This window comes from Micromonospora sp. DT63 (assembly GCF_049841615.1).
Classification (GTDB): Bacteria; Actinomycetota; Actinomycetes; order Mycobacteriales; family Micromonosporaceae; genus Micromonospora.
Map to the genome: position 1 here is coordinate 188140 of NZ_JBNCKQ010000002.1, position 23117 is coordinate 211256.

General features: G+C 70.7%; 24 protein-coding genes. 4 read left to right on the forward strand and 20 right to left on the reverse strand.

Features of this window, described 5'->3' with window-relative positions:
• Positions 1 to 20 precede the first annotated feature (20 nt).
• Positions 21 to 869: a 3-hydroxyacyl-CoA dehydrogenase family protein gene (locus tag ACLQ27_RS07585; protein WP_234588735.1), complete on the reverse strand. Its 849-nt coding sequence runs from the start codon at positions 867 to 869 to the stop codon at positions 21 to 23.
• A 210-nt stretch (positions 870 to 1079) separates the two neighbouring features.
• Between ACLQ27_RS07585 and ACLQ27_RS07590 the strand changes: the two genes are divergently transcribed.
• Positions 1080 to 1724 carry a hypothetical protein gene (locus tag ACLQ27_RS07590; RefSeq protein WP_425866071.1) on the forward strand — a complete coding sequence of 215 codons (645 nt, stop codon included), beginning with the start codon at positions 1080 to 1082 and terminating at the stop codon, positions 1722 to 1724.
• Here the strand turns inward: ACLQ27_RS07590 and ACLQ27_RS07595 are convergent.
• Positions 1715 to 3160 carry a serine/threonine-protein kinase gene (locus ACLQ27_RS07595; RefSeq protein ID WP_425866073.1) on the reverse strand — a complete coding sequence of 482 codons (1446 nt, stop codon included), beginning with the start codon at positions 3158 to 3160 and terminating at the stop codon, positions 1715 to 1717. The two genes, ACLQ27_RS07590 and ACLQ27_RS07595, sit on opposite strands and share 10 nt — an antisense overlap.
• Positions 3161 to 3204: 44 nt before the next feature.
• Between ACLQ27_RS07595 and ACLQ27_RS07600 the strand changes: the two genes are divergently transcribed.
• A complete protein-coding gene (locus ACLQ27_RS07600; RefSeq protein WP_357496017.1) occupies positions 3205 to 3753 on the forward strand; it encodes an RNA polymerase sigma factor in 549 nt (182 codons plus the stop codon).
• 50 nt (positions 3754 to 3803) lie between these two features.
• On the opposite strand, the gene murA is transcribed toward ACLQ27_RS07600, so the two are convergent.
• Positions 3804 to 5246 carry a UDP-N-acetylglucosamine 1-carboxyvinyltransferase gene (gene murA / locus ACLQ27_RS07605; protein WP_357496015.1) on the reverse strand — a complete coding sequence of 481 codons (1443 nt, stop codon included), beginning with the start codon at positions 5244 to 5246 and terminating at the stop codon, positions 3804 to 3806.
• On the opposite strand from murA, the gene ACLQ27_RS07610 reads away from it, so the two are divergent.
• Positions 5245 to 5817 (forward strand): cob(I)yrinic acid a,c-diamide adenosyltransferase, encoded by a 573-nt coding sequence (locus ACLQ27_RS07610; RefSeq protein WP_357576137.1) that lies wholly within the window; start codon positions 5245 to 5247, stop codon positions 5815 to 5817. The two genes, murA and ACLQ27_RS07610, sit on opposite strands and share 2 nt — an antisense overlap.
• 296 nt (positions 5818 to 6113) lie before the next feature.
• On the opposite strand, the gene ACLQ27_RS07615 is transcribed toward ACLQ27_RS07610, so the two are convergent.
• The 13 genes from ACLQ27_RS07615 to glyA form a co-directional block, all read right to left on the reverse strand.
• Entirely contained in the window at positions 6114 to 6569 is a 456-nt protein-coding gene (locus ACLQ27_RS07615) for a DUF2550 domain-containing protein (protein ID WP_357496012.1), read from the reverse strand.
• A 12-nt stretch (positions 6570 to 6581) separates the two neighbouring features.
• Entirely contained in the window at positions 6582 to 6863 is a 282-nt protein-coding gene (locus ACLQ27_RS07620; protein ID WP_234588727.1) for a F0F1 ATP synthase subunit epsilon, read from the reverse strand.
• Positions 6864 to 6952: 89 nt separating this feature from the next.
• The gene (locus ACLQ27_RS07625; RefSeq protein WP_357496010.1) at positions 6953 to 8095 is read right to left on the reverse strand and encodes an LCP family protein; all 1143 of its coding nucleotides are present in this window, start codon (positions 8093 to 8095) and stop codon (positions 6953 to 6955) included.
• Positions 8096 to 8316: 221 nt separating this feature from the next.
• Positions 8317 to 9753, reverse strand: coding sequence for a F0F1 ATP synthase subunit beta (atpD, locus tag ACLQ27_RS07630; protein ID WP_357496008.1), 1437 nt, complete (start codon positions 9751 to 9753; stop codon positions 8317 to 8319).
• Positions 9753 to 10682, reverse strand: coding sequence for a F0F1 ATP synthase subunit gamma (locus tag ACLQ27_RS07635; protein ID WP_234588723.1), 930 nt, complete (start codon positions 10680 to 10682; stop codon positions 9753 to 9755). The genes atpD and ACLQ27_RS07635 overlap by 1 nt, the downstream gene beginning before the upstream one ends.
• Positions 10683 to 10686: 4 nt before the next feature.
• The gene (gene atpA / locus ACLQ27_RS07640) at positions 10687 to 12339 is read right to left on the reverse strand and encodes a F0F1 ATP synthase subunit alpha (RefSeq protein WP_234588722.1); all 1653 of its coding nucleotides are present in this window, start codon (positions 12337 to 12339) and stop codon (positions 10687 to 10689) included.
• A 141-nt stretch (positions 12340 to 12480) separates the two neighbouring features.
• On the reverse strand, positions 12481 to 13302 hold the full coding sequence (locus tag ACLQ27_RS07645; RefSeq protein ID WP_357496004.1) for a F0F1 ATP synthase subunit delta: 822 nt from the start codon (positions 13300 to 13302) through the stop codon (positions 12481 to 12483).
• On the reverse strand, positions 13302 to 13841 hold the full coding sequence (locus ACLQ27_RS07650) for a F0F1 ATP synthase subunit B (protein ID WP_112584053.1): 540 nt from the start codon (positions 13839 to 13841) through the stop codon (positions 13302 to 13304). Before ACLQ27_RS07650 ends, ACLQ27_RS07645 begins: the two co-directional genes overlap by 1 nt.
• A gap of 32 nt (positions 13842 to 13873) precedes the next feature.
• The gene (locus ACLQ27_RS07655) at positions 13874 to 14101 is read right to left on the reverse strand and encodes an ATP synthase F0 subunit C (protein ID WP_074314047.1); all 228 of its coding nucleotides are present in this window, start codon (positions 14099 to 14101) and stop codon (positions 13874 to 13876) included.
• A gap of 63 nt (positions 14102 to 14164) precedes the next feature.
• Complete coding sequence (gene atpB, locus ACLQ27_RS07660; protein ID WP_357496002.1) at positions 14165 to 14962, reverse strand: F0F1 ATP synthase subunit A; 798 nt, start codon at positions 14960 to 14962, stop codon at positions 14165 to 14167.
• A gap of 11 nt (positions 14963 to 14973) precedes the next feature.
• Positions 14974 to 15210 (reverse strand): AtpZ/AtpI family protein, encoded by a 237-nt coding sequence (locus ACLQ27_RS07665; protein ID WP_124773539.1) that lies wholly within the window; start codon positions 15208 to 15210, stop codon positions 14974 to 14976.
• Positions 15211 to 15403: 193 nt separating this feature from the next.
• Positions 15404 to 15829, reverse strand: a complete 426-nt coding sequence (locus ACLQ27_RS07670) for a hypothetical protein (protein WP_425866078.1) — start codon at positions 15827 to 15829, stop codon at positions 15404 to 15406.
• Positions 15822 to 17111, reverse strand: coding sequence for a serine hydroxymethyltransferase (glyA, locus tag ACLQ27_RS07675; RefSeq protein WP_308195402.1), 1290 nt, complete (start codon positions 17109 to 17111; stop codon positions 15822 to 15824). The genes ACLQ27_RS07670 and glyA overlap by 8 nt, the downstream gene beginning before the upstream one ends.
• Positions 17112 to 17146: 35 nt before the next feature.
• Here glyA and ACLQ27_RS07680 point away from each other — a divergent pair, with 35 nt between their 5' ends.
• Positions 17147 to 18610, forward strand: coding sequence for an SDR family oxidoreductase (locus ACLQ27_RS07680; RefSeq protein ID WP_425866080.1), 1464 nt, complete (start codon positions 17147 to 17149; stop codon positions 18608 to 18610).
• An 18-nt stretch (positions 18611 to 18628) separates the two neighbouring features.
• On the opposite strand, the gene ACLQ27_RS07685 is transcribed toward ACLQ27_RS07680, so the two are convergent.
• The 4 genes from ACLQ27_RS07685 to prmC all read right to left on the reverse strand — a co-directional run bounded on the left by ACLQ27_RS07685 (position 18629) and on the right by prmC (position 23056).
• Positions 18629 to 20743, reverse strand: a complete 2115-nt coding sequence (locus ACLQ27_RS07685) for a transglycosylase domain-containing protein (RefSeq protein ID WP_425866082.1) — start codon at positions 20741 to 20743, stop codon at positions 18629 to 18631.
• A gap of 106 nt (positions 20744 to 20849) precedes the next feature.
• Positions 20850 to 21461 (reverse strand): phosphotyrosine protein phosphatase, encoded by a 612-nt coding sequence (locus ACLQ27_RS07690; protein ID WP_234588716.1) that lies wholly within the window; start codon positions 21459 to 21461, stop codon positions 20850 to 20852.
• The gene (locus ACLQ27_RS07695) at positions 21462 to 22109 is read right to left on the reverse strand and encodes an L-threonylcarbamoyladenylate synthase (protein WP_234588740.1); all 648 of its coding nucleotides are present in this window, start codon (positions 22107 to 22109) and stop codon (positions 21462 to 21464) included.
• Positions 22109 to 23056 (reverse strand): peptide chain release factor N(5)-glutamine methyltransferase, encoded by a 948-nt coding sequence (prmC, locus tag ACLQ27_RS07700; protein WP_357495994.1) that lies wholly within the window; start codon positions 23054 to 23056, stop codon positions 22109 to 22111. Before prmC ends, ACLQ27_RS07695 begins: the two co-directional genes overlap by 1 nt.
• Positions 23057 to 23117 lie beyond the last annotated feature (61 nt).

Below are 23117 nucleotides of genomic sequence, written 5' to 3' on the forward strand. Positions count from 1 at the left end.
ACCGCCCCGGTCGTCGCGACTCAGTACGTGTAGAAACCCTTGCCGGTCTTGCGGCCCAGGTCGCCGGCGGTGACCATGCGCTGGAGCAGCTCCGGCGGGAAGAACTTCTCGTCCGCCGTGTCGGTGTAGATGTTCTTCGAGGCGTGCAGCAGCACGTCCACGCCGGTCAGGTCGGTGGTGGCCAGCGGGCCCATGGCGTGCCCGAAGCCCAACCGGCAGGCGGTGTCCAGGTCCTCCGCCGACACCACGCCGGACTCGACCAGCTTGACCGCCTCGACCACCAGTGCGGAGATCAGCCGCGTGGTGACGAAGCCGGCGATGTCCCGGTTGACCACCACGACCGTCTTGCCGATCTCCTCGGCGAAGGCCTTCACGGTGGCCAGGGTCTCGTCGCTGGTCTTGTAGCCGCGCACCAGCTCACAGAGCTGCATCATCGGCACCGGCGAGAAGAAGTGGGTGCCGACGACGGCCTCGGGCCGCTCGGTCACCGCGGCGATCTGGGTGACCGGGATGGCCGACGTGTTGGTGGCGAGCACCGCGTCGGACTTGCAGATCTTGTCCAGCGCACGGAACACCTCGTGCTTGATCTCCAGCCGCTCGAAGACCGCCTCGACCACGATGTCCGCGTCCGCCGCCGCCTCCAGGTCGGTGGTCGGGGTGATCCGCGCCAGCGTCGCCTCGACGTCGGACGCCTCGATCTTGCCCTTCTCGGCGAACTTCTCCAGCGACTTCCGGATGCCGCCGATCCCCCGGGTGGTGGCCGCGTCGTCCAGGTCGCGCAGCGTCACCTGCCAGCCCGCCTGCGCCGCCACCTGGGCGATGCCGGAGCCCATCAGCCCGGCCCCGACGACTGCGAGTCGACCCGCCATCTGCTTCTCCCTCGCTGCGATTGAGTGCCTGCCTGCACCCTAGTCCGCGAGCCTGAACGATGACTAAGGGCTCCGGAAGAACGGATCTCGTCGGGTGCCAGCCGCCGCGCCCGTGTGACGGATGCACGACTCGCCAGAGCGAACAAACTTCCGGTTGGGTGCATCGAACCCTACGACAACCCAACAGGCAGACACAGCCAGGAGCTCATGATGCGCGCAACGTCGATGGTCGGAACCCTCACCTGCCTCCTGCTCGCGGCGGGGTGCTCGTCACCCGCACACCAGGACGGCAACGCCGCGCCGGCCGGCTCGCCCGAGCCGACGACCAGCGCGGCCACCACCGGCACGCCCACCCCGTCCACCCCGCCCCCGTCGTCCCCGTCGTCCCCGTCGTCCCCGTCGTCCGCCCGACCGGCCAGCGACCCGACCCGCCCGGCGTCGCTCGTCCTGGGCCCGGACGGCATCGGTTCGCTCAAGCTCGGCATGACCCGTCAGCAGGCCACCGGAACGGGCCTGCTGCGGACCTTCACGAACAACGCCGGCGGCTGCGCGCCGGCGCACCTGCGGGCCGCCCCGACCGGGGATGAGGTCGTCCTCCTCTCGCCGACGCTGGGAATCGCCACAATCGACGCGTACGCGGGCATCAGGACGCCCGAGGGAGCGCGCATCGGCATGTCGAGCGCCGAGATGCTGCGGATCTACCCGACGTGGAAGGCGGCCGACGGAGACGCGACGAACGGTCGCGGCGCCGCGAAGACCCCCGGCAACAGCAAGGCCGTCTACCGCATCGAGACGAAGAACGGCAAGGTCATCAGCCTGACCCTGCAGTACGCGAACCAGGACTGCTACGAGTAGGCGGACCCGAAACGGCCGGCCTGCGGCGCCAGCGCGCTGGACACCCGCAGGCCGGCCAGGATCTCGTCGGTCAGGTCCTCATCGCCGACCTGCTTGATCTGCAGGTAGACGCCACAGCGGCGCTGCGGCACGGCCAACACCACCTCGCTGAACGACACCGAAGCGCCACACGACGTCCACCGTCGTACCAGTGCCCTGTCCCCACCCACGTCCACTGTGCGGTCGGGCTGCCGGACGCAGGAGGCGTGGCTGGGCAGCGCCGGTTCCGGACCCCCGGCGAGCAGGGACCTGCTCGCGCCGACGAACACGCCGGGCATCCCGCTCGCCGGATCCGGCCACACAGCGAGATTCGGGGCGACCACGACACCCGGCGCCTGGCCGGCGGGAAGTCGCAGCACCGAAGGATCCCAGCCGGCGTCCTTCACCTGACCGGCCCAGCTCGCCGGCACCGCGACCGACAGAGCACCGGAGGCGTCGTCCACGCGCACCCAACCGGACCGTGCCGACGGCGTGGAACTGGAACCCGTGGTGGCCAGCAGCGCGGTCAGCGCGACACCGACGCCGACGACCCGCCCCACCTGCCGTACGAACCGGCCACGGCCGGCGTCCCGCTCCAGCGACGCGATGACCCGGTGCAGTTCGTCGCGCATCACGGCGGCGGACGCCCAGCGTTGCCGCGGGTCGGGATGCAGCGCCCGTCGCACCAGGTCGTCCACTTCGGAGGGAAGGCCGGGACGAAGCTGGGACGGCCGGAGCGTTGTGCGCCCGGCCCGGCCCGAACGGCTGCCGCTGGACCGTGCCGGCTCGGGCGCGCGGCCGGTCACCATGTGGTAGGTCGTCGCGCCGATCGCGTACACGTCGGCGCGGATGTCCAGACCACCACCGGCGGTGGCCTGCTCGGGTGGCATGTAGCCGGGTGTGCCGGCCGCGATCGTGAACCCGGACGCGTTGGCGAGCGCCTTGGCCAGACCGAGGTCGGCGACCAGCACCCGATCCCGGTCCGCAGCCGGCTGAAACAACACATTGGACGGTTTGAGATCCCGGTGCAGAACGCCGCCCTCGTGCAGCACCGTGACGGCGCTGGCGATGTCGGCCGCGATGAGCAGGGCCTCGCGTACGGGCAGCGGCCCCGAGACGAGTCGGTCCGCGAGGGTGCCGCCAGCCGCGTACGGCATCACCAGGTACGGCCGTCCATCAGGCAGCTCACCGACGTCGAGCACACGCATGAGCAGACTGGAATCCGTCCGCCGCATGATCCGCGCTTCCTGCTCGAACCGCTCCCGCAGATCGGTGTGGTACGACCAATTGTCCGCCAGCACCTTGATCGCGACGGAAGCGTCCAGAGCATCGTCGGCGCCGAGCCACACGGTGGCGAACGCTCCGGAGCCGATCCGCCCTACCACGCGGTATCGACCGATCTTGCCGGGTACTGACACGCCCGTATTATGGCCGACAAGACGCTGAGGAACGGGGCCTGAGCTTGTCAGACGATCTTGCTGTCGAGGATCTCGCCGGCCGTGCCGCCCGGGGCGACGCCGCCGCACTTGACATGTTGCTGGCCAGGATCGAGCCGCAGGTCATGCGGCAGTGCCTGCGCCTCCTCCCCTGCCGCCAGGATGCCGAAGAGGCGTGCCAGGATGCCCTCCTGCAGGTCGCCCGCAAGATCGACAGCTTCGCCGGCCGGTCGAAGTTCTCCACCTGGCTGCACATCGTCACGGCCAACTGCGCCCGTCAGACGTACCGCAGCCTCAAGCGCCGGGCCGATGAGCAGTCCACGCCACAGCTCCCGCTCGACGCCGCCGACCCGCGCACCACAAGCGTGATCGCGGGTTCCCGACTCGACCTGCTGGACGCGCTGGAACGACTGGAGGCCCACCGACCCGAACTGGTCGCCCCTCTGGTGCTGCGCGACCTGTGCCAGTTGACCTACGACCAGATCGCCGACCACCTCGCCATTCCGGTCGGCACCCTGAAGTCACGCATCCACGACGCACGACGGCACGTGCGCGCCTCGCTTCAGGCCACCTGACACTGCGCCACCCACAGCGGCGTCGGCCCGGTGGAACGCCGGCCAGGGCGTCAGATCTCCAGCGACGGCTCGTCCGGCGCGGTGCCCCGCTCCACAGCCACACCGAGCGCGCGCAGGTCGGCCACGAAATCCGGGTACCCCCGGTCGACGTGGTGCACGTGGGACACCTCGGTGGGTCCGTCCGCGCACAGGCCGGCGATGATCAGCCCGGCGCCGGCGCGGATGTCGGTGGCCCGGACCGGCGCTCCGGAGAGTCGTTCCCGCCCCCGGACCACCGCGTGGTGCCCGTCGGTCTTGATGTCCGCGCCGAGCCGCATCATCTCGTTGGCGAACATGAACCGGCCGTCGAAGATGTTCTCCGTGATCAGTGAGGCGCCGTCGCTGACCGCGGCCAGTCCGATCGCCATGGGCAGCAGGTCGGTGGCGAAACCGGGGTACGGCAGCGTCACCACGTCCACCGCCCGGGGCCTGTCGTCCATGCGCACCCGGAAGCCGTCACCGTGCGTCTCGACCAGGCCGCCGGCCGCGACGACCTTGTCCAGCGCGACCTCCAGGTAGGCCGGGTCCAGCCCGGTCACCGTCACGTCGCCGCGCGTCATCGCGGCGCCGAAGGCCCAGGTGCCCGCGACGATCCGGTCCCCCACTGTGGCGTGCCGCACCGGGCGCAGGCCGGCCACGCCGGTGATCCGCAGGGTGGACGTGCCGGCGCCGGAGATCCGCGCGCCCATCTGGTTGAGCATCGTGCAGATGTCCACGATCTCCGGCTCGCGGGCCGCGTTGTCGATCATCGTGGTGCCCTGTGCCAGCACGGCCGCCATCACCAGGTTCTCGGTGGCGCCCACGCTGGGGAAGTCCAGCACGATGTCCGCGCCGCGCAGCCCGTGCGGAGCCTCGGCGATCACGAAGCCGTGCTCGCCGGAGATCTCCGCGCCCATCCGGGTCAGCCCGGAGATGTGCATGTCCAGTCCCCGCGAGCCGATCGCGTCGCCGCCGGGGTGGGCCACCCGCACGTACCCCCGCCGGGCCAGCAGGGGTCCCAGCACGCAGATCGACGCGCGCAGCCGCCGGACCAGGTCGTAGTCGGCCTCCGCGCCGGGCTGCTCGGGCACGTCGATGGTCACCGAGCGGGACCGGGCGACCCCGCCGCGGGCCACCATGGGATCGACGGGGTCGTCCGCGTCGAACCGGACGTCGCAGCCCAGCCGTCGCAGCACCTCCCCCATGATCGCGATATCGGTGATCCGGGGAACATTGGTGATCACGCTGCGCCCGGGGGCGAGCAGCGCGGCGGCCATCAGCTTCAGGGCCGAGTTCTTGGCGCCGACGACGTGTACGGTGCCCGCCAGCCGGGCGGCACCGCAGACCCGGATGACGTCGACGTCGTTGACCGCCGGGTCACCGGCGTCGCCGGGACCCACCACCGCGGGCCAGCCGGCTGTCGCCTCCGGCCGTGCGGGGATCGTCAGGTCCGGTATCCGTAGGCTGTGCGTCATGGCCGTCCACCTCACGCGCATCTACACCAAGGCCGGCGACGCCGGCATGACCAGGCTGAGCAACAACGAGCAGGTCCCGAAGACCGATCCACGGATCGCCGCGTACGCGGATGTCGACGAGTGCAACGCGGCGATCGGTGTCGCGCTCGCTCTCGGCCAGCTCGACGAGGAACTGCGGGGCGTGCTGGCGTCGGTGCAGAACGACCTGTTCGACGTCGGCGCCGACCTGTCCACCCCGGTCGAGTCGGAGCCGAAGTATCCGCCGCTGCGGGTGACCGAGGAGTACGTCGAGCGCCTGGAGGGCTGGTGCGACGAGTACAACGCACGCCTGAGCACGCTCGACTCCTTCATCCTCCCCGGCGGCACCGCGGGCGCGGCGCTGCTGCACGTGGCGCGGACCATCGCCCGGCGTGCCGAGCGGGCGGCGTGGGCGCTGGTCAACCACGATCCGGACCGGACCAGCCCGCTCCCGGCAAAGTATCTCAACCGGCTCTCCGATCTGCTCTTTATCCTGTCAAGAACGGCAAATCCGGCGGGAGACGTGCTATGGGTGCCGGGCGGCAAGCGCTGAACGTCGACGCTGTGCAGGCGTGGGTTCCCCATCTGACCGCGCCCACGCGTCGGCGCAGCCGACTCCTCGGACAGGGCTGCGCTCCAAGGCGGAGCTGACTCCGGTCAACGCCCTGATCAACCCCGGTTCCTTGACGTCGGGGTGTCCCTGCCACGAGGACACCCCGGCATCAGGAAAGTCGAGTCGATCAACGCTGGGGCAGGACGCAGCTGCATCGGTAACGGCAGCTGACAAAAGGACGGCGCCAGAACGACGCACAGCGCCGGAAACCCCAAGAGCAACCACCGAAAGGCGGGTCAGGCAGCCGGCCAGTCCTGGGAGGCCATACGCGGCGAGACCGCCCCCGGAGGGGCGGCCTCGAGCCAGGAGAGGAAACCGGTCACGGTAGATCGCGCCATGGCGATCTCCACCGGTGCGTGGTGACTGGTACAGCGGAGGATCACCCAGTCGGCCGGCATGGAGAGCCGCTCCTGCCCTTCGGGCAACCGGCGGCGCTCGACCGCGAGATCCTTGCGGGAGAGAACCCGCTTGGGACGGAGCGCGAAGCTGAACATCCGATACCAGCGCAGCTCGTCACCGGCGAACCGACCGAAGCCGGGCGACCAGCCACGCCCGTCGAGCACCGTGGTGACCCGGACGCTGAGCCGGATGATGCCACCGCTGCGGGTCACGACGGCCCGCCGGACGAAGAGCACGAGAAGCGCGACGAGGATGACGGCGACGCCGATCCCGAAGCCCTCGACGATCTCCATCCGCGGTGTGACTCAGCGGCTCTGCGCGGAAACCGGGGTAGCGCTCTCGGCCAGCACGGTGACGCCTTCGGCGCTCACCGAGAGGAAGCCGCCGGCCACCTCGTAGGAGACCTGCTCACCGCCGGCCAGCTTGATGCGGACCTGGCCGGGCTCGGCGAGCTGGCCGAGCAGCGGCGCGTGCCCCGGCAGGACACCGAGCTCGCCCTCGGTGGTCCGGGCGACGACCATCTCGGCCTCACCGGACCAGACCTTCTCCTCGACGGCGACGAGCTCGACGTGAAGCTGCTGTGCCACGCTGTCTCCTTGCTGCGGCGACGGATTGCCGAAAGTCTAGTCGTGCGGGTGAGCCACCCCCAACGCGGGTGGGGAGAGCTGCGCCACGGCTACTTGGTCTTGTTCTGGAATTCCGGGTGCTCCAGCAGGAACGGGTCCAGTTGTTCATTGTGCAGGGCGGTGAAGAAGTCCGGGACACCTGCCTGGAACTGCTCACCCTTGTAGGTCTTGCCCTCGAAGACCGGACCGCCGGGGAGCTTGATCATCTGGATGGTGTCCGGGCGGATGTTCTTCAGGGCCAGCCCGTAGTCGACCACGCTGTTGCCCCGCCCGTTGAAGATCAGCGACTGGCCGGCGGCGCGAAGCACCTTGTCGAGCTTGATCGGGTTGGCGACCACGTCGGCACTGAAGGCCTGGCCGACCATCGCCTTGACGAACTGCTGCTGGTGGCGCTGCCGGCCGTAGTCGGCGTCCGGCACACCGTTCTTCGGGTAGCGCTGCCGGACGTAGTCCAGGGCCTGCCACCCGCTGAGGTGGTGGTTGCCCTTCTTGTAGATCGCCTGCGGGCCGACGTACCCCTCGCCGCGCGTGTTGCCCGGTCGGGGCTTGCCGTCCGGCTGCTTGTGCTCGGACTTCACGTCCCGCTCGACGTACATGTCGACGCCGCCCATCGCGTCGACGATCTTCTGGAAGCCGGTGAAGTTGATGATCGCGCCGGCGTCGAACCGCTTGATGCCGGTCACCCGCTGCACCGTGGTGGCCAGCAACTCGAAGCCGCGCGCCGCGTCGGGGTTGCCGTTGGGCACTCGACTGCCGAACGACATCGCCGCGTTGATCTTCGTCGTCTCGCCGGGGAAGTTGGCCTTCTTGAACGCCGGGATGTCGACGTAGAGGTCGCGCGGCAGCGAGAAGAGGTAGGCCCGGTCCATCGACGCGGGCACGTGCAGCACCATGATCGAATCGGCCAGCGGCGCCGCCGTCGGCGTACGAGGGTCGATGCCGACGAGCAAAAGGTTGAGCGGACCCTTGATATCGCTCTTCTTCTCCTTGGCGCCCGCCGCCTGGTCACCGAAGAGGTCGGCCTTGCCGACGGCGCCCTCGTAGCGGGCCATCAGCACCTCGCTGCCGACGAGAACACCGCCACTGAGCATGGCCAGCACCAGACCGAACACGGTGCACACCTTGGCCCAGCGCGGCACGCCCCGCCAGATGGACGACTTGCGGCCACTCTTGCCGGCCTTACCCACGCGCATCTCCGTTCGTTACGCCCACGAAGAGGAGACGGGCGCACGTCGTCGAAAGGTTGCAGAAGTCAGCGCTCGTTCAGGTGAACGCGCGAACCGACCGTATCTCGCGTGCCGCCGGAGTGACGACAACGGGTAACGGGACCGCGACGATGATAAGGCGTGAAGATGAACAAAAGACTGCCCCGACGTTGCCGGGGCAGTCTTTTGCGGTACGGATGAGCGGGCTGTCAGCCCTTCATCAGCTCCTCAGCCTTCTTCTCCAGGTCCTCGAGACCGCCGCACATGAAGAACGCCTGCTCGGGGAAGTGGTCGTACTCGCCCTCGCTGATCTTGCGGAACGCCTCGATGGTCTCCTTGATCGGGACCGTCGAGCCCGGCACGCCGGTGAACTGCTCCGCCGCGTAGGTGTTCTGCGAGAGGAAGCGCTCGATCCGCCGGGCACGGGCCACAGTGATCTTGTCTTCCTCGGAGAGCTCCTCGATACCGAGGATGGCGATGATGTCCTGCAGGTCCTTGTAGCGCTGCAGGATCCGCTTAACCTCGGTGGCGACCTGGAAGTGCTCCGGACCGACGAACTCCGGGGCGAGGATCCGGGACGAGGACGCCAGCGGGTCCACGGCCGGGTAGATGCCCTTGTCGGAGATCGACCGCTCCAGGTTGGTGGTCGCGTCCAGGTGGGCGAACGTGGTGGCCGGAGCGGGGTCGGTGTAGTCGTCCGCCGGCACGTAGATCGCCTGCATGGAGGTGATGGCCTGGCCCCGGACGGAGGTGATCCGCTCCTGGAGCTCGCCCATCTCGTCGGCAAGGGTCGGCTGGTAACCCACGGCGCTCGGCATGCGGCCGAGCAGGGTGGACACCTCGGAACCGGCCTGCGTGAAGCGGAAGATGTTGTCGATGAAGAGCAGCACCTCCTGCTTCTTCACGTCCCGGAAGTACTCAGCCATGGTCAGCGCGGAGAGCGCCACCCGCAGCCGGGTGCCCGGCGGCTCGTCCATCTGGCCGTAGACCAGCGCGGTCTTGTCGATGACGCCGGACTCGGTCATCTCGGCGATGAGGTCGTTACCCTCACGGGTGCGCTCACCCACGCCGGCGAACACCGAGGTACCACCGAAGTTGCGGGCGACACGGGTGATCATCTCCTGGATGAGCACCGTCTTGCCCACGCCCGCGCCGCCGAACAGGCCGATCTTGCCGCCCTTGACGTACGGGGCGAGCAGGTCGATGACCTTGATGCCGGTCTCCAGCATCTCGGTCTTCGGCTCCAGGTCCGCGAAGGCCGGGGCCTTGCGGTGGATGCCCCACCGGTCGTCGGCCTCGAACGTCTCGCCCTCTTTGAGGTTGAGCACCTCGCCGATCGCGTTGAACACCTTGCCCTTGACCGCGTCGCCCACCGGCACGGTGATCGGCTCGCCGCGGTCACGCACCTCAGCGCCGCGAACCAGGCCGTCCGTCGGCTGCATCGAGATCGCGCGGACCAGGTTGTCACCCAGGTGCTGGGCAACCTCCAGGGTCAGCGTCTTCTCACCGCCGGACAGGTTCACGTCGACGTTGAGCGCGTTGAACAGGGCCGGCATGGCGTCGCGCGGGAACTCGGCGTCGACGACCGGGCCGATGACCCGGACCACGCGACCCGTGGCCGTCTTGGTCTCTACTGGTGCAGTCATCACACTTCACTTCCCGACGCGGCCAGCGCGTTCGCGCCGCCGACGATCTCGCTGATCTCCTGGGTGATCCCGGCCTGCCGGGCCGAGTTCATCTCACGCGTGTACTTGTCGATCATGTCTTCGGCGTTGTCGGTGGCGCTCTTCATCGCTCGCCGCCGTGCCGCCGACTCGCTCGCCGCCGACTCGATCAACGCCGCGTAGATCCGCGTGTTGATGTACCTCGGCAGGAGCGCGTCGAGCAGCGCCTCCGCCTCCGGCTCGAACTCGTACGCCGGCAGCAGCCCCTCGGAGCGGGGCCGATCCTCCACCTGCATCGGCCCGAGGATCTTGGCAACCGGGGTCTGCGTCATCAGCGAGTGGAACTCGGTGTAGACGATGTGCAACTCGTCGACGCCGAGCACCCCGTCCGCGCCGGCCCCGCCGTCGACGTCGTCCGCACCGGCGGTGAACGCCTTGATCAGCGTCTCACCCACCATGCGGGCGTCCTCGAACGACGGCTGCTCGCTGAACCCCGTCCAGTTCGCCTCGATCGGCCGGTCGCGGAACCGGTAGAACCCGACGCCCTTACGCCCGATGACGTAGAGCACCGGCTCCTTGCCGTCCGCCCGGAGCCGCGCGATGAGCGACTCCGCCGTCTTGATCGCGTTGGAGCTGTAGCCGCCGGCCAGGCCACGGTCGCTGGTGACCAGCAGGACGCCCGCCCGCCGCACCCGCTCACGCGGGGTGAGCAGCGGGTGGTCGATCCGCGCGTTGGACGCCAGCGCCGTGAGCACACCGGTGATGGCCTGGGCGTACGGCAGGGACGCCTGCACCCGGGCCTGGGCCTTGGCGATCCGGCTCGTCGCCACGAGCTCCATCGCCTTGGTGATCTTCTTCATCGACTTCGCCGAGCGGATCCGTTGACGAAGAACGCGTACCTGGGCCGCCATCGGATCAGCTCTCGGCCGGGCGGTCGGTCGTGCCGTCGCGGAAGCGGGTCACCGTCTCGCGGTTCTGCTCACCCTCCAGCGGCGCGGCCGGCGCGTCGTTGACCTTGCGCTCGTCCGCCTTACCGAGGAAGACCTGCTTGAACTCGGTGATCGCGGTGTCCAGGGAGCCAATGATGTCGTCGCCCCACTGGTTGTCGGCGATCGACGCCAGCACACCCGCGTGCTTGTGCCGCAGGTACTGGAGGAACTCCGACTCGAAGCGCCGGATCTCCCCCACCGGGATGTCGTCCAGCTTGCCCTCGGTGCCGGCCCAGACCGTGACGACCTCTTCCTGCACCGGGAACGGCGAGTAGTTCGGCTGCTTGAGCAGCTCGACAAGCCGGACACCGCGGTCCAGCTGGGCCCGGGATGCCTTGTCCAGGTCGGAGGCGAAGGCGGCGAACGCCTCCAGCTCGCGGTACTGGGCCAGGTTGAGCCGCAGCGAACCGGCGACCTTGCGCATCGGCTTCACCTGCGCGGCGCCACCGACCCGGGAGACCGAGGTGCCGACGTTGATCGCCGGACGGACGCCCTGGTTGAACAGGTCGGTCTCCAGGAAGATCTGGCCGTCGGTGATCGAGATGACGTTGGTCGGGATGAAGGCCGAGATGTCGTTGGCCTTCGTCTCGATGATCGGCAGACCGGTCATCGAGCCGCCACCCAGCTCGTCGGAGAGCTTCGCGCAGCGCTCCAGCAGGCGGGAGTGCAGGTAGAAGACGTCACCCGGGTACGCCTCGCGGCCCGGCGGGCGACGCAGCAGCAGCGACACGGCCCGGTACGCCTCGGCCTGCTTGCTCAGGTCGTCGAAGACGATCAGGACGTGCTTGCCGCCGTACATCCAGTGCTGCCCGATGGACGAGCCGGTGTACGGGGCGATGTACTTGAAGCCGGCCGGGTCGGACGCCGGGGAGGCCACGATGGTGGTGTACTCCATCGCGCCGGCCTCCTCCAGCTGGCCCTTGATCGAGGCGATCGTGGAGGCCTTCTGGCCGATGGCGACGTAGATGCAGCGAACCTGCTTCTTCGGGTCGCCGGTCTTCCAGTTGTCCCGCTGGTTGAGGATGGCATCCAGGGCGACTGTGGTCTTGCCGGTCTTGCGGTCGCCGATGATCAGCTGCCGCTGACCCCGACCGATCGGCGTCATCGCATCGATCGCCTTGATGCCGGTCTGCAGCGGCTCGAACACCGACTGCCGGGACATCACGTTCGGAGCCTGCAGCTCCAGCTCGCGGTAGCCCTCGTCGGCGATGTCGCCGAGACCGTCGATCGGCTGGCCGAGCGCGTTGACCACGCGGCCGAGGAAGGCGTCGCCGACCGGAACCGAGAGCACCCGGTCGGTGCGCTTGACGCGCTGCCCCTCCTCCAGCTTGGCGGAGTCACCCAGGACGACGACGCCGATCTCCCGGACGTCGAGGTTCAACGCCACGCCGAGCGTGCCGTCCTCGAACTCCAGGAGCTCGTTGGTCTTGGTCGAGGGAAGGCCCTCGACGTGGGCGATGCCGTCGCCGGTGTCGGCGACGGTGCCGACCTCCTCGCGGGAGACGTCGGACGAGTAGGAGGAGACGTAGCGCTCCAGGGCGCCGCGGATCTCCTCCGTCGAGATGGTCAGCTCGGCCATCCTCTGCTTCCTTAAAATTCAGGGGCCCGGGATACCTAGTACCAACCGGTCCGAATGGCGTCTGTCAATCCAGGCGTTGGGCGGCGGAGCCACCCCGGCACTGTGCGGCGGAGCCGCTCAGCCGCGGGGCGGCGATGCCGTTCAGCGCTTCGCGAGCGCGTTGCGGGTCTCGTTGAGGCGGCGCAGGATCGTGCCGTCGTACAGGTCGGAGCCGACCCGGACGCTCACGCCACCGAGGACGGCGGGGTCGACCGTCTGCTTGACGGAGACCTCTCGACCGTATATCGCGGTGAGGCTCGCACCCAGCCGACGCTCGTCCTCGTCACTCAACGGGGCCGCGACGGTCACGTACGCCACCTGCCGGTCCCGCCGGTCGGCGGCCAGTTCGACCAGCCGGGTGAGCGCCCCGATGAAGGAGCGTCCACCGAACCCGCTCAGCGCCACCTCGACGAGGCGGACGGTGACCGGGTGGGCCTTGTCGGCGAGCAGCTCACGGGCCAGGGTGGCCCGCCGCTCGACCGGGGCGGCCGGGTCGGCCAACGCGTTGCTCAGCGCCGACTGACCCGTCACGACCTGACCGAAGCGGAACAGCTCGTCCTCGACCTCGCCCAGCTCGCCGGCGGAGTCGGCGCTGGCCAGCAGCGCCTCCACGCCCAGGCGTTCGGTGCCGTCGAGCAACTCCGACGGCGCCGACCAGCGGCCGGAGACCAGCGACACGAGCAGGTCGAGCGCGTCGGCGCCGATCCGCCCGCCCAGCATGTCGCCGAGCAGAGCGCCGCGGTCCGCGCCGGAGCGGGCCGGCTCGGACAGCGCCCGGCGCAGCCGCGGCTCACGCCGCAGCAGGGTCGCCACGGAGAGGATGGCGTCGGCGGTGGAGGCCACCGCCGACGGCTCCGCGCCGCGGACGTACGCGTCGAGGCGCTCGGCCGCGACCTTGTACGACTCCCGGCTGGCGGCCTGCATCAGCGGGCCCCCGTGCTCTCGAGGCCGCTCAGGAACCGGTCGACGGTGCCCTTGCGTCGCGCCTCGTCGGCCAGCGACTCGCCAACGATCTTGCTGGCCAGGTCCACCGCGATCGTGCCGACCTCGGCACGCAGCTCACGCACGATGGTGGCCCGCTCGGCGGCGAGCGCGTCCTTACCGGCCTGGATGACCCGGTCGGACTCTTCCCGCGCCTTGGCGAGGATGTCCTGCCGGATCCCCTCGGCGTCGGCCCGCGCGTCGTCACGGATCTTGGCGGCGTCGGTGCGGGCCTCAGCGAGCTGGGCCCGGTACTGCTCAAGCAGCTGGTTCGCCTCGGCCTGGGCGGCCTCGGCGCGCTTGATGCCACCCTCGATCGCGTCGACCCGGGCCTGGAACGTCTGCTCCATACGCGGGAAGACGAACTTCATCAGCACGAAGCAGAGCACGGCGAAGGCGACAGTGCCGACCACGATCTCTTGCCAGATCGGAATGATCGGGTTGTGGTCTGACTCACCACCCTCGGCGGCGAGGAGGAACAACATGGGTGACCTCCCGGTCGGAAGGGGTGGAATCAGCCGGCCCAGATGAAGCCGAAGGCGATGCCGAACAGCGCCAGCGCCTCGATGACGGCGAAGCCGATCCAGACGTACGGCAGGGTCATGCGCGACGACTCGGGCTGCCGGGCGGTCGACTGGATGTAGGCGGCGAAGACCAGGCCAACGCCGATGCCCGGGCCGATGGCCGCGAGGCCGTAGCCGATGGCGGCGGTGCTGCCCTCTACCGCGGCGACGTAATCCATTAGTGGTTCCTCCTGGTTATCACGCGTGACTCTCACGCGGGACGACAACGGTTGGTGCGTGGATCAGTGCTCTTCGGCGAGCGCGCCCTGGATGTAGCTGGCGCTCAGCACCGTGAAGACGTAGGCCTGCAGGACGATGACCAGCGCCTCGAGAAGGGTCAGCGCCACGGTCATCACCCAGGAGACCACCGATACGGGCGCCAGCCAGGCGTTGGCGTTGAGCATCGCGAAGCCGCCGAGCGTGAAGACCAGCAGGAGCATGTGGCCGGCGAACATGTTCGCGAAGAGACGGACGGCCAGCGAGAACGGCCGGATGATGAAGGTCGAGAACGCCTCGATCGGGATCAGCAGCGGCAGGATGTACCACGGTGCCGGCGGGATCAGGGCGTGCTTGAAGTATTTGCCGAACCCGTGGTGCCGGATGCCGATGTAGTTGAACAGCACGTAGCTGATCACCGCGAGGATCGCCGGGAAGGCGATGTGCGAGTTCGGCGAGATCTGGAAGAACGGGATGATCGCGAACGCGTTCGTCAGCAGCACGAAGCAGAAGAGCGTCGTGAAGTAGGGGGCGAACCGCACGCCCTGGTGCCCGATCATGTCGACCGAGATGTTGTTGCGCACGAAGCCGTAGATCGACTCGGCGAACCACTGCTTCTTGGTCGGCACCAGCTTCGGGTTCCGATAGGTAGCCAGGAAAAAGATGATCAGGACGCCGACCGCGAGCCAGATCATCAGCGTGAACTTGGTGAACCACGGCGCGTTCTCCGCGCCCCAGGGCACGATCGCGGGCAGGTAGAAGTCGTCCACGCTGGGTGGGAATGCCGCCTGGCCCGCTGCCAGGACGTTCGCCTGTCCGAACACCGCGTCCCTTCCTAAGTAGGCGTGCCGAGTCGGCGGATGACCAGGATGACTCCCCCAGCCATGCCGAGCACGAAGCCGATCCCGGTGGCGACGCCACCGGTGTCGAGCCACTGGTCGACCAGCCAGCCGATGAAACCCCACACGAGCATGCCTCCGATGAGGTAGCTGAGCGCGGTCCAACCCTGACCGGCGCCGGACGGATAGTCGTCCGGTTCACCGGCGGGGCGGGGGGTTTGGTCATCAGCCATGACGGGGCGAACGATATCAGCCGGGAAGACGAGGCTGTGCCTCACCCCCCGCACAACCATCGTTGTGTGGGCATCTCGTGGGCGCCGTCGTCTGTGGGCACGCTACTCCCCTTCCGCCCGTCGGAAAATGACCGGAGGCCGACACATTGCGGCGCGTCCGCTGGTTGGGACGGCGGGCCGGCCGATCGCCAGGTCAGTCCCGTGGCCGGTGGGCGTACACCCTGGTCAGCCACCAGAGGTGCACCGCTGTCCACACTGCCACCCCGGCGACGATGCCGAGGCAAAGAGGAATCAACCCGGCCCAGCCGGTCGAGGCCACCGCCACCAGCACGACACCCAACAGGGTGAACTTCAGCACGTACAGGCCCACGCCGAGCGGCAGCAGCAGCTGCGGGTTGACCTGGTCCGCCCGGGCCAGCACCACCGTGGTCAGCGTGTAGCTGAGCGCCGTGACGCCCACCCCGGCCGCCGCGCCGAACGCCGCGGTCGCGCCGCCGGTCACCGCGCCGACGACCGCCGCGACAACGGCCAGCGCCAGCGACGCGCCCAGGAGCACCGGCAGGTGCCGCAACCGCCACCGCCGGTCGGCGGCGGGCTCGACCACCCCGGGCTCAGCCACGGGGGTACGCCGGGAAGGCCGCGGCCAGCTCGGCCACCTCGGCGCCGATCCGGGTCAGCGCGTCGGCGCCACCGGGTGCGCCCGGGTCGGCGCGCACCGCGCGCGCGATCAGGGCGGCCACCTGCCGCAGCTCACCCTCGCGCATCCCCTGGGTGGTGACGCTCGGCGTGCCCACCCGGATGCCGGAGGCCACCAGCGGCGGCTGCGGGTCGTACGGGATGGCGTTCTTGTTGAGCGTGATCGCGGCGGCGTCGCACCGGGCCTCGGCCTCCGCGCCGGTCACCCCCAGCTCCCGCAGGTCGATCAGGGCCAGGTGGCTGTCCGTGCCGCCGGACACCGGGCGCATCCCCTCGTCGGCCAGCCCGGCCGCGAGCGCCTGCGCGTTGCTGACCACCTGGCGGGCGTACGTCTGGAACTCCGGCTGGGCGGCCTCGCGCAGCGCCACCGCCTTCGCCGCCACCGCGTGCATCAGCGGGCCACCCTGGGTGAACGGGAAGACCGCCTTGTCGATCCGCTGGGCCAGCGACTCGCGGCAGAGGATCATGCCGCCGCGCGGGCCACGCAGGACCTTGTGGGTGGTGGCGCAGACGACGTCGGCGTACGGCACCGGGGACGGAATGGCCCGCCCGGCCACCAGGCCGATGAAGTGCGCGGCGTCCACCATCAGGTACGCGCCGACCTCGTCGGCGATCTCCCGGAACCGGGCGAAGTCGATCAGCCGGGGGTACGCGGTCGCGCCACAGATGATCAGCTTGGGCCGGTGCGTCCGGGCCAGGTCGCGTACCTCGTCGTAGTCGATCAGCTCGGTGTCCGGCCGGACCGGGTAACCGACCGGGCGGAACCACTTGCCGGAGAAGTTCACCCGGCTGCCGTGGGTGAGGTGCCCGCCGTGCGGCAGGTCCATCGCCAGCACCGTGTCCCCCGGCTGCACCAGCGCGGCGTACGCGGCCAGGTTGGCGCTCGCCCCCGAGTGCGGCTGGAGGTTGGCGTGCTCGGCCCCGAAGAGCTCCTTGGCGCGGGCGATGCCGATCTCCTCGGCCCGGTCCACCTCGGCGCAGCCGCCGTAGTAGCGCCGGCCCGGGTAGCCCTCGGCGTACTTGTTGGTGAGCGTCGATCCGAGCGCGGCCAGCACCGCCGGCGAGGTCAGGTTCTCGCTGGCGATGAGCTGCAGGCCGCCGCGCAACCGGTCCAGTTCGCCGAGGACCACAGCGGCGATCTCCGGATCAGTGGCCCTGAGCTGCGCGAAATCCGGCCCCCAGAAGGTGCTCGTCTCGGTCTCCACAGCGAACGAGTCTAGGGGGCCGCAGACTGGGAGCCGTGAGATGCCTCGTCACCGGAGCCACCGGATACATCGGCGGGCGGCTGACGCCGCTGCTGCTCGCCGACGGGCACACCGTGCGTTGCCTCGCCCGCAAGGCGGTACGGCTGCGTGACGTGCCCTGGGCCGCGGCGGCCGAGATCGTCGAGGGCGACCTGAGCCGCCCGGAGACGCTGCCCGCCGCGTTCGCCGACGTCGACGTCGCGTACTTCCTGGCGCACTCGCTGGGCCGCGCGGACTTCGAGGCCGCCGACCGGGAGGCGGCGACCAACTTCGCGGCGGCGGCCCGCGCTGCCGGCGTACGCCGGATCGTGTATCTGGGCGGGCCGGAGCCGGCGGCCGACGCCGAGGTCCCGTCGCCGCACCTGCGGTCCCGCGCCGAGGTGGGTCGGATCCTGCTGGCCAGCGGGGTGCCCACGGCGGTGCTCCGCGCCGCGGTGATCATCGGGTCCGGCTCGGCGTCGTTCGAGATGCTGCGCTACCTGACCGAGCGGCTGCCCGCAATGGTCACCCCCCGCTGGGTCGGCAACCGGATCCAGCCGATCGCGGTCCGCGACGTGCTGCGCTACCTGGCCGGCTGCACCACGCTGCCGCCCGAGGTCAATCGCGGCTTCGACATCGGCGGTCCGGACGTGCTCACCTTCCGCGACATGATGCAGCGGTACGCCCGGGTGGCCGGTCTGCGCCGGCGGATCATCGTGCCGGTCCGCCCGCTCACCCCGTCGTTGTCCTCGCACTGGGTCGGGCTGATCACCCCGGTGCCGAACAAGATCGCCCGACCGCTGGTGGAGAGCCTGATCCACGAGGCCGTGGCGCACGAACACGACATCGCCCGGTACGTGCCCGACCCACCGGACGGCCTCACCGGGTTCGACGACGCGGTGGCGTTGGCGCTGGCCAAGGTGCGCGACGCCCAGGTGGAGACCCGCTGGTCGACCGCGAGCGGTCCGGACGCGCCGGCCGAGCCGCTGCCCACCGACCCGGACTGGTCCGGTGGCACCGCGTACACCGATTTCCGGGAGCAGACGGTGGACGCGTCACCGGCGGCCCTCTGGCGGGTCATCGAGGGCGTCGGCGGCGAGCACGGCTGGTATTCGTTCCCCCTCGCCTGGTCGGTACGCGGCTGGCTGGACCGGCTGGTCGGCGGGGTGGGGCTGCGGCGGGGCCGGCGTGACCCGCACCGCCTCCAGGTCGGCGAGGCGCTGGACTTCTGGCGGGTGGAGGAGATCGTCCCGGGTGAGCTGCTGCGGCTACGCGCGGAGATGCGCCTGCCCGGCCGCGCCTGGCTGGAGATGCGGGCGCTGCCCGCCGACGACGGACGCAGCCGCTACCAGCAGCGCGCGGTCTTCCTGCCCCGCGGGCTGGCCGGACACGCCTACTGGGGGTCGGTGGCCCCGTTCCACGCGGTGGTCTTCGGCGGCATGGCCCGCAACATCGCCCGCAACGCCGAACAGGCGCCCTGACCCGCCCGCCGGGACCGGTCAGTTGCCGGTGCGGGCGCCGGTGACCTGGAAGGCGGCGCGTTCGCTCGGCGGGACGAAGTCGCGTACCGGCTGGTCGCGCAGGGCGACGCCGAGCACCTCCCCCACCGCGGTCACCATCTGGGCCTGCACCGCCTGACCGACCGCGTCACGCGGGTCGTCGGGGTTGGCCGCCATCGAGGCGACCGCCAACTGCGGGGTGAAGGCCACGACCGTCTCCGTCTCGTAGCGCTCGGAGCTGCCGGTCTTGCCGGCCACCGGGCGGCCCAGCCGGGAACGCAGGTCGGGCGCCGTGGCGCCGTCGCACCGCCCGTACATCGACTGGTCGCCCACCGGGCAGCGGGCCGCGTCCGCCGCCGCCCGCGCCACGTCGGCGTCGAGCGCCTGTCGACAGTCCGGCTTGGCGGCGTCCACCGGCCGGCCGGCCGAGTCGCTGATCGAGACCACCGGCAGCGGCGCGCACCAGGTCCCCTCGGCCGCCACCGTGGCGTACGCCGTCGCCAGGTCCAGCGGGGTCGTCGCGGCCACGCCCAGGGTGAACGGGCCCCAGTCCTTCGCGCCGTAGCGGGCCAGCCGCTCGTCGGAGTCGGCCCGCAGCACGATGCCGAGCCGCTCGGCCATCTCCACCACCCGGTCGGCGCCGACCCGCTCGGTCAGCCACGCGAAGTACGTGTTCACCGACCTGCCGAACGCGGTCCACATGGTGCGCGGGCCGTCCATCGACGAAGGGTTGGCGTTCGACGGGCACCAGCGGCCGTCGCAGCTGCCCGCCCCCGTCACCGGGAACCGGGTGAGCAGTTGGGTCGGCGCCGTGAACTCGGTCGACAGCGGCAGCCCGGACTCCAGCGCGGCAAGCATGGCGAAGAGCTTGAACGTCGAGCCGCCCTGGTAGCCGTCGATGGCCCCGCCGCCGGCGACGAGCTGGTTGACCGTGTTCGGGTGGTTCTTCTGCCCGACCGGGTTGTCCGCGACGCTGTAGGTGCGGTTCACCGACATCGCCAGCACCCGGCCGGTGCCGGGCTGCACCACGGCGGTCGGCACCGCCCGCGCCTCGGTCGGGCGGTAGATCTTGAGCACCTGCTGGGTGGTGGCCCGCTGCACGGCCGGGTCCAGTGACGAGACGATGGAGAAGCCGCCCCGGCGCAACGTGCGCTGCCGCTCGTCGGCACTCGACCCGAACGCCGACTGGCTGCTCCACCAGCGGGTGAACCAGTCGCAGAAGAAGCCCCAGTCGTTGTGCCCGTCGGGCACCCCCGTGCAGTCGTTCGGCGTCTCGCTGGGGCGCAGCTGCAACGGCTCGGCCTGCGCGGCCGCCGCCGCGTCGGCCGGCACCTGACCGGTCTCGACCAGCCGATCGAGCACGTACGTCCGTCGGCCCAGGGCGGCGTCGGCGTCCCCGTTGATCGGGTCGTCGCTGTCCGGCGAGCGGACCAGCCCGGCCAGCAGCGCGGCCTGGGCCAGGGTCAACTCGGCCGGCGAGCGGGAGAAGTAGCGCTTGCTGGCCGCCGCGATCCCGTACGCCCCGGCCCCGAAGTAGGCGATGTTGAGATAGCGGGTGAGGATGTCCTCCTTGCTCAGCTCCCGCTCCAGCGCCAGCGCGTACCGCATCTCCTGGAGCTTGCGGGCGGTGGTGACCTCGGTGGCCGCCTGCCGCTGCCGCTCGGTGAGCCGGGGGTCGCTGCTGAGCACGTTGCGGACGTACTGCATGGTCAGGGTGGAGGCGCCCTGCCGGGTCTTGCCGTCCCGCTTGTTCACCGTGAAGGCGCGCACCACGCCGCGCAGGTCCACCCCGCTGTGCTGGTAGAACCGCACGTCCTCGGCGGCCACGATGGCCTGGCGCATCACCGGGGCGACCTCACGCAGCGGAACGTCCACCCGGTCCTCCTGGTAGAAGGACGTGATCAGGGTGGTGCCGTCGTTGGCGTACAGGTTGGAGCGCTGGGCGGTGGGCGGCGTGCGCAGCGTGCTGGGCAGCTCCGAGTAGGGCGTGGACAGGGCGCTGAAGCCGATTCCGAAGACCAGGGCCGCGGGTAGGGCGGCTCCGGCCAGCACCAGACCGGCCAGCACACCGGCGATCACCACGGTCATCAGTTTGTCGAGTCGGGCCCGGATCATCAGCTCTCCCCGCAGGAGCCGGTCACGCTAGGACCCGTTCAGAATGACCCGGAACGCCCCTTTCGCCCCTGGTTTTCCCCAAACCCGGAGGAAACTCGCACGACGCTCAGGGCAGCAGCGCGGCGGCCAGCGGGTGGACCGTCTCCTCGATCTCGTCCGCGACCCGGGTGAAGCACTGGTCGCCGCGACCCCAAGGATCGTCGAGATCGTCGGTGGGCAGCGCCGAGGCGCCCAGCCGGTTGTCGTGCGCCGCCGCCACCACCGCCACGCCCCGGGCGTACACCGCCTCCGGGGTCGCCTCGGCCGCCGGCAACGCGGCGGCGTCCACCGCGGCGAGCAGCCGGCCGAACTCACCCAGCACGAAGGTGCGGGCCGCCGCGTCCGGACGGAGCGCGACCACGTACTCCTGCTGGTCGGCCGTTGCCGTCAGGATCAGGTCGGCGGCGTCGATGTGGTCCGAGCGCAACTTGCGCGCCGCGAACCCCTCGACGGCGCCGCCACGGTCGATGACCTGTCGCGCCGCCGGGGGGTTCATCTCCTCGCCCGCGTGCCAGCCGCCGGTGCCGGCGCTGTGGCTGTGCACCAGCTCCTCGGCGGCGGCCGGGTCCTGCGCACGCCGGGTCAGCCGCTCCCGCACCGCGAGGGCGAGCAGTCGCTCGGCCATCGGCGAACGACAGATGTTGCCCATGCAGACGTGCAGGACGGTGAACGGGGGCACTCAGGCCCCCTGGACGTCGAGGAGGTCCGGGACGACGTCGCGCAGCTTCTCCAGCGGGATCGCGCCGGCCCGCAGCAACTGCGGCACCTCGCCGGTCAGGTCCACGATCGTGCTCGGCACCGGATCCGGGCAGGGCCCGGCCTCCAGGTACGCACGCACCGAGTAGCTGAGCTGGTCACGTGCCTCCTCGGCGGTCACCGCCGCCGGCTGCCCCGTCTTGTTGGCCGAGGAGACCGCCATCGGCCCGGTCTCCCGCAGCACCTCCAGGGCGACCGGGTGCAGCGGCATCCGCACCGCCACCGTGCCCGTCTTGTCGCCCAGATCCCACTGGAGGCTCGGCGAGTGCTCGACCACGATCGTCAGCGCACCCGGCCAGAACGCCTCCACCAGGTCCCGTGCCGCCGTGGGCAGCGAGAAGACCAACCCGTCCAGGGTGTGGCGCGAACCGATCAACACCGGCGGCGGCATCTGCCGGCCCCGGCCCTTCGCGTCCAGCAGCGCCTTGACCGCGTAGGGCGTGAACGCGTCCGCGCCGATCCCGTAGACGGTGTCCGTCGGGAGGACGACCAGCTCGCCGTTCTTGACCGCCTCGATGGCCGCAGCGATGCCGCGGTCCCGATCGGCGGGCGACCGGCAGTCGTAGAGCATCACGAGGAGTCAGTCTGCCACGCCGGCCCGGACCCGGTGTGCTGGCCGTCCGCCCGTCGGGACGCGGTGGCGTAACGAGGGCGGCCGGTGAGGTCCGGATGCTCCGTGACGGCCTCGAAGCGGCCGTCGGAGGCGAACAGCGCCGGCACCGCCACGTCGTGCGTGTCGTCGTGCTCGACCCCGATGACGCCGCCGGGACGCAGCAGCGCCGCCGCCCGGCTGATCACCGGCCGGATCACCGCCAGACCGTCCAGGCCGCCGAAGACCGCCTCCGCCGGATCGTGCGCGGCCACCTCCGGCGGCACCACCACCTCCACCGGCACGTACGGCGGGTTGCAGAGCAGCACGTCCACCCGTCCCACCAGGTGCTCCAGCAGGTCCGGCGCCGTCACGTCGGCCTCGACCACCTCGATCGGCCGGTCGCCCGCGGCGGCCCGCTCGGCGGCGTTGCGGCGCAGCCACACCAGTGCCGCCGCGGACCGCTCGACAGCGATCACCCGCGCGCCGGGCAGCTCCTGCGCCACCGCCAGGGCGATCGCGCCGGTGCCGCTGCACAGGTCCACGACCAGCGGCCCGGGTCTGCCCCGGCCCTGCTCGACACCCCAGCCCGCCAGCAGCTCCGTCTCCGGGCGGGGCACGAAGACGCCCGGACCGACAGCCAGGTCCAGATGCCGGAATCCGGCCCGACCCGTCAGGTGCTGCAACGGCTCCCGACCGGCGCGGCGGCCGACCAGCTCGTCGAGCCGGGCCAGCTGGGTGTCGTCCAGGTCGTCGGCGAGCGCCAGCCGACCCCGGGGCACCCCCAGCACGTACGCCGTCAGCAGCTCGGCCTCCACGCGCGCCGGACCCACCCCGGCGGCGGCGAGCGCCCGCGCCGCGCGGGCGACCGCGGCGGACGGACGGGTACGGCCTGTCCCTTCGGGGGGGTGTTGCGGCAGAGTGGTCACGCGACAATCATGAGGCGTCACGGACGACGCCACGAACGGGTGCGTCAAGACGCACACGGCA

Bases quoted from the DNA above. Each gene is read 5' to 3' on its own strand.
- ACLQ27_RS07645 (WP_357496004.1), bottom strand. From the start codon at position 13,302: ATGCAGGCCGCCAGCCGGGAGTCGTACAAGGTCGCGGCCGAGCGCCTC.
- ACLQ27_RS07665 (WP_124773539.1), bottom strand. From the start codon at position 15,210: ATGGCTGATGACCAAACCCCCCGCCCCGCCGGTGAACCGGACGACTAT.
- atpA (WP_234588722.1), bottom strand. From the start codon at position 12,339: ATGGCCGAGCTGACCATCTCGACGGAGGAGATCCGCGGCGCCCTGGAG.
- atpD (WP_357496008.1), bottom strand. From the start codon at position 9,753: ATGACTGCACCAGTAGAGACCAAGACGGCCACGGGTCGCGTGGTCCGG.
- ACLQ27_RS07655 (WP_074314047.1), bottom strand. From the start codon at position 14,101: ATGGATTACGTCGCCGCGGTAGAGGGCAGCACCGCCGCCATCGGCTAC.
- ACLQ27_RS07610 (WP_357576137.1), top strand. From the start codon at position 5,245: ATGGCCGTCCACCTCACGCGCATCTACACCAAGGCCGGCGACGCCGGC.
- ACLQ27_RS07685 (WP_425866082.1), bottom strand. From the start codon at position 20,743: ATGATCCGGGCCCGACTCGACAAACTGATGACCGTGGTGATCGCCGGT.
- ACLQ27_RS07615 (WP_357496012.1), bottom strand. From the start codon at position 6,569: ATGGAGATCGTCGAGGGCTTCGGGATCGGCGTCGCCGTCATCCTCGTC.
- ACLQ27_RS07585 (WP_234588735.1), bottom strand. From the start codon at position 869: ATGGCGGGTCGACTCGCAGTCGTCGGGGCCGGGCTGATGGGCTCCGGC.
- ACLQ27_RS07635 (WP_234588723.1), bottom strand. From the start codon at position 10,682: ATGGCGGCCCAGGTACGCGTTCTTCGTCAACGGATCCGCTCGGCGAAG.
- ACLQ27_RS07625 (WP_357496010.1), bottom strand. From the start codon at position 8,095: ATGCGCGTGGGTAAGGCCGGCAAGAGTGGCCGCAAGTCGTCCATCTGG.
- ACLQ27_RS07590 (WP_425866071.1), top strand. From the start codon at position 1,080: ATGCGCGCAACGTCGATGGTCGGAACCCTCACCTGCCTCCTGCTCGCG.
- ACLQ27_RS07695 (WP_234588740.1), bottom strand. From the start codon at position 22,109: ATGCTCTACGACTGCCGGTCGCCCGCCGATCGGGACCGCGGCATCGCT.
- murA (WP_357496015.1), bottom strand. From the start codon at position 5,246: ATGACGCACAGCCTACGGATACCGGACCTGACGATCCCCGCACGGCCG.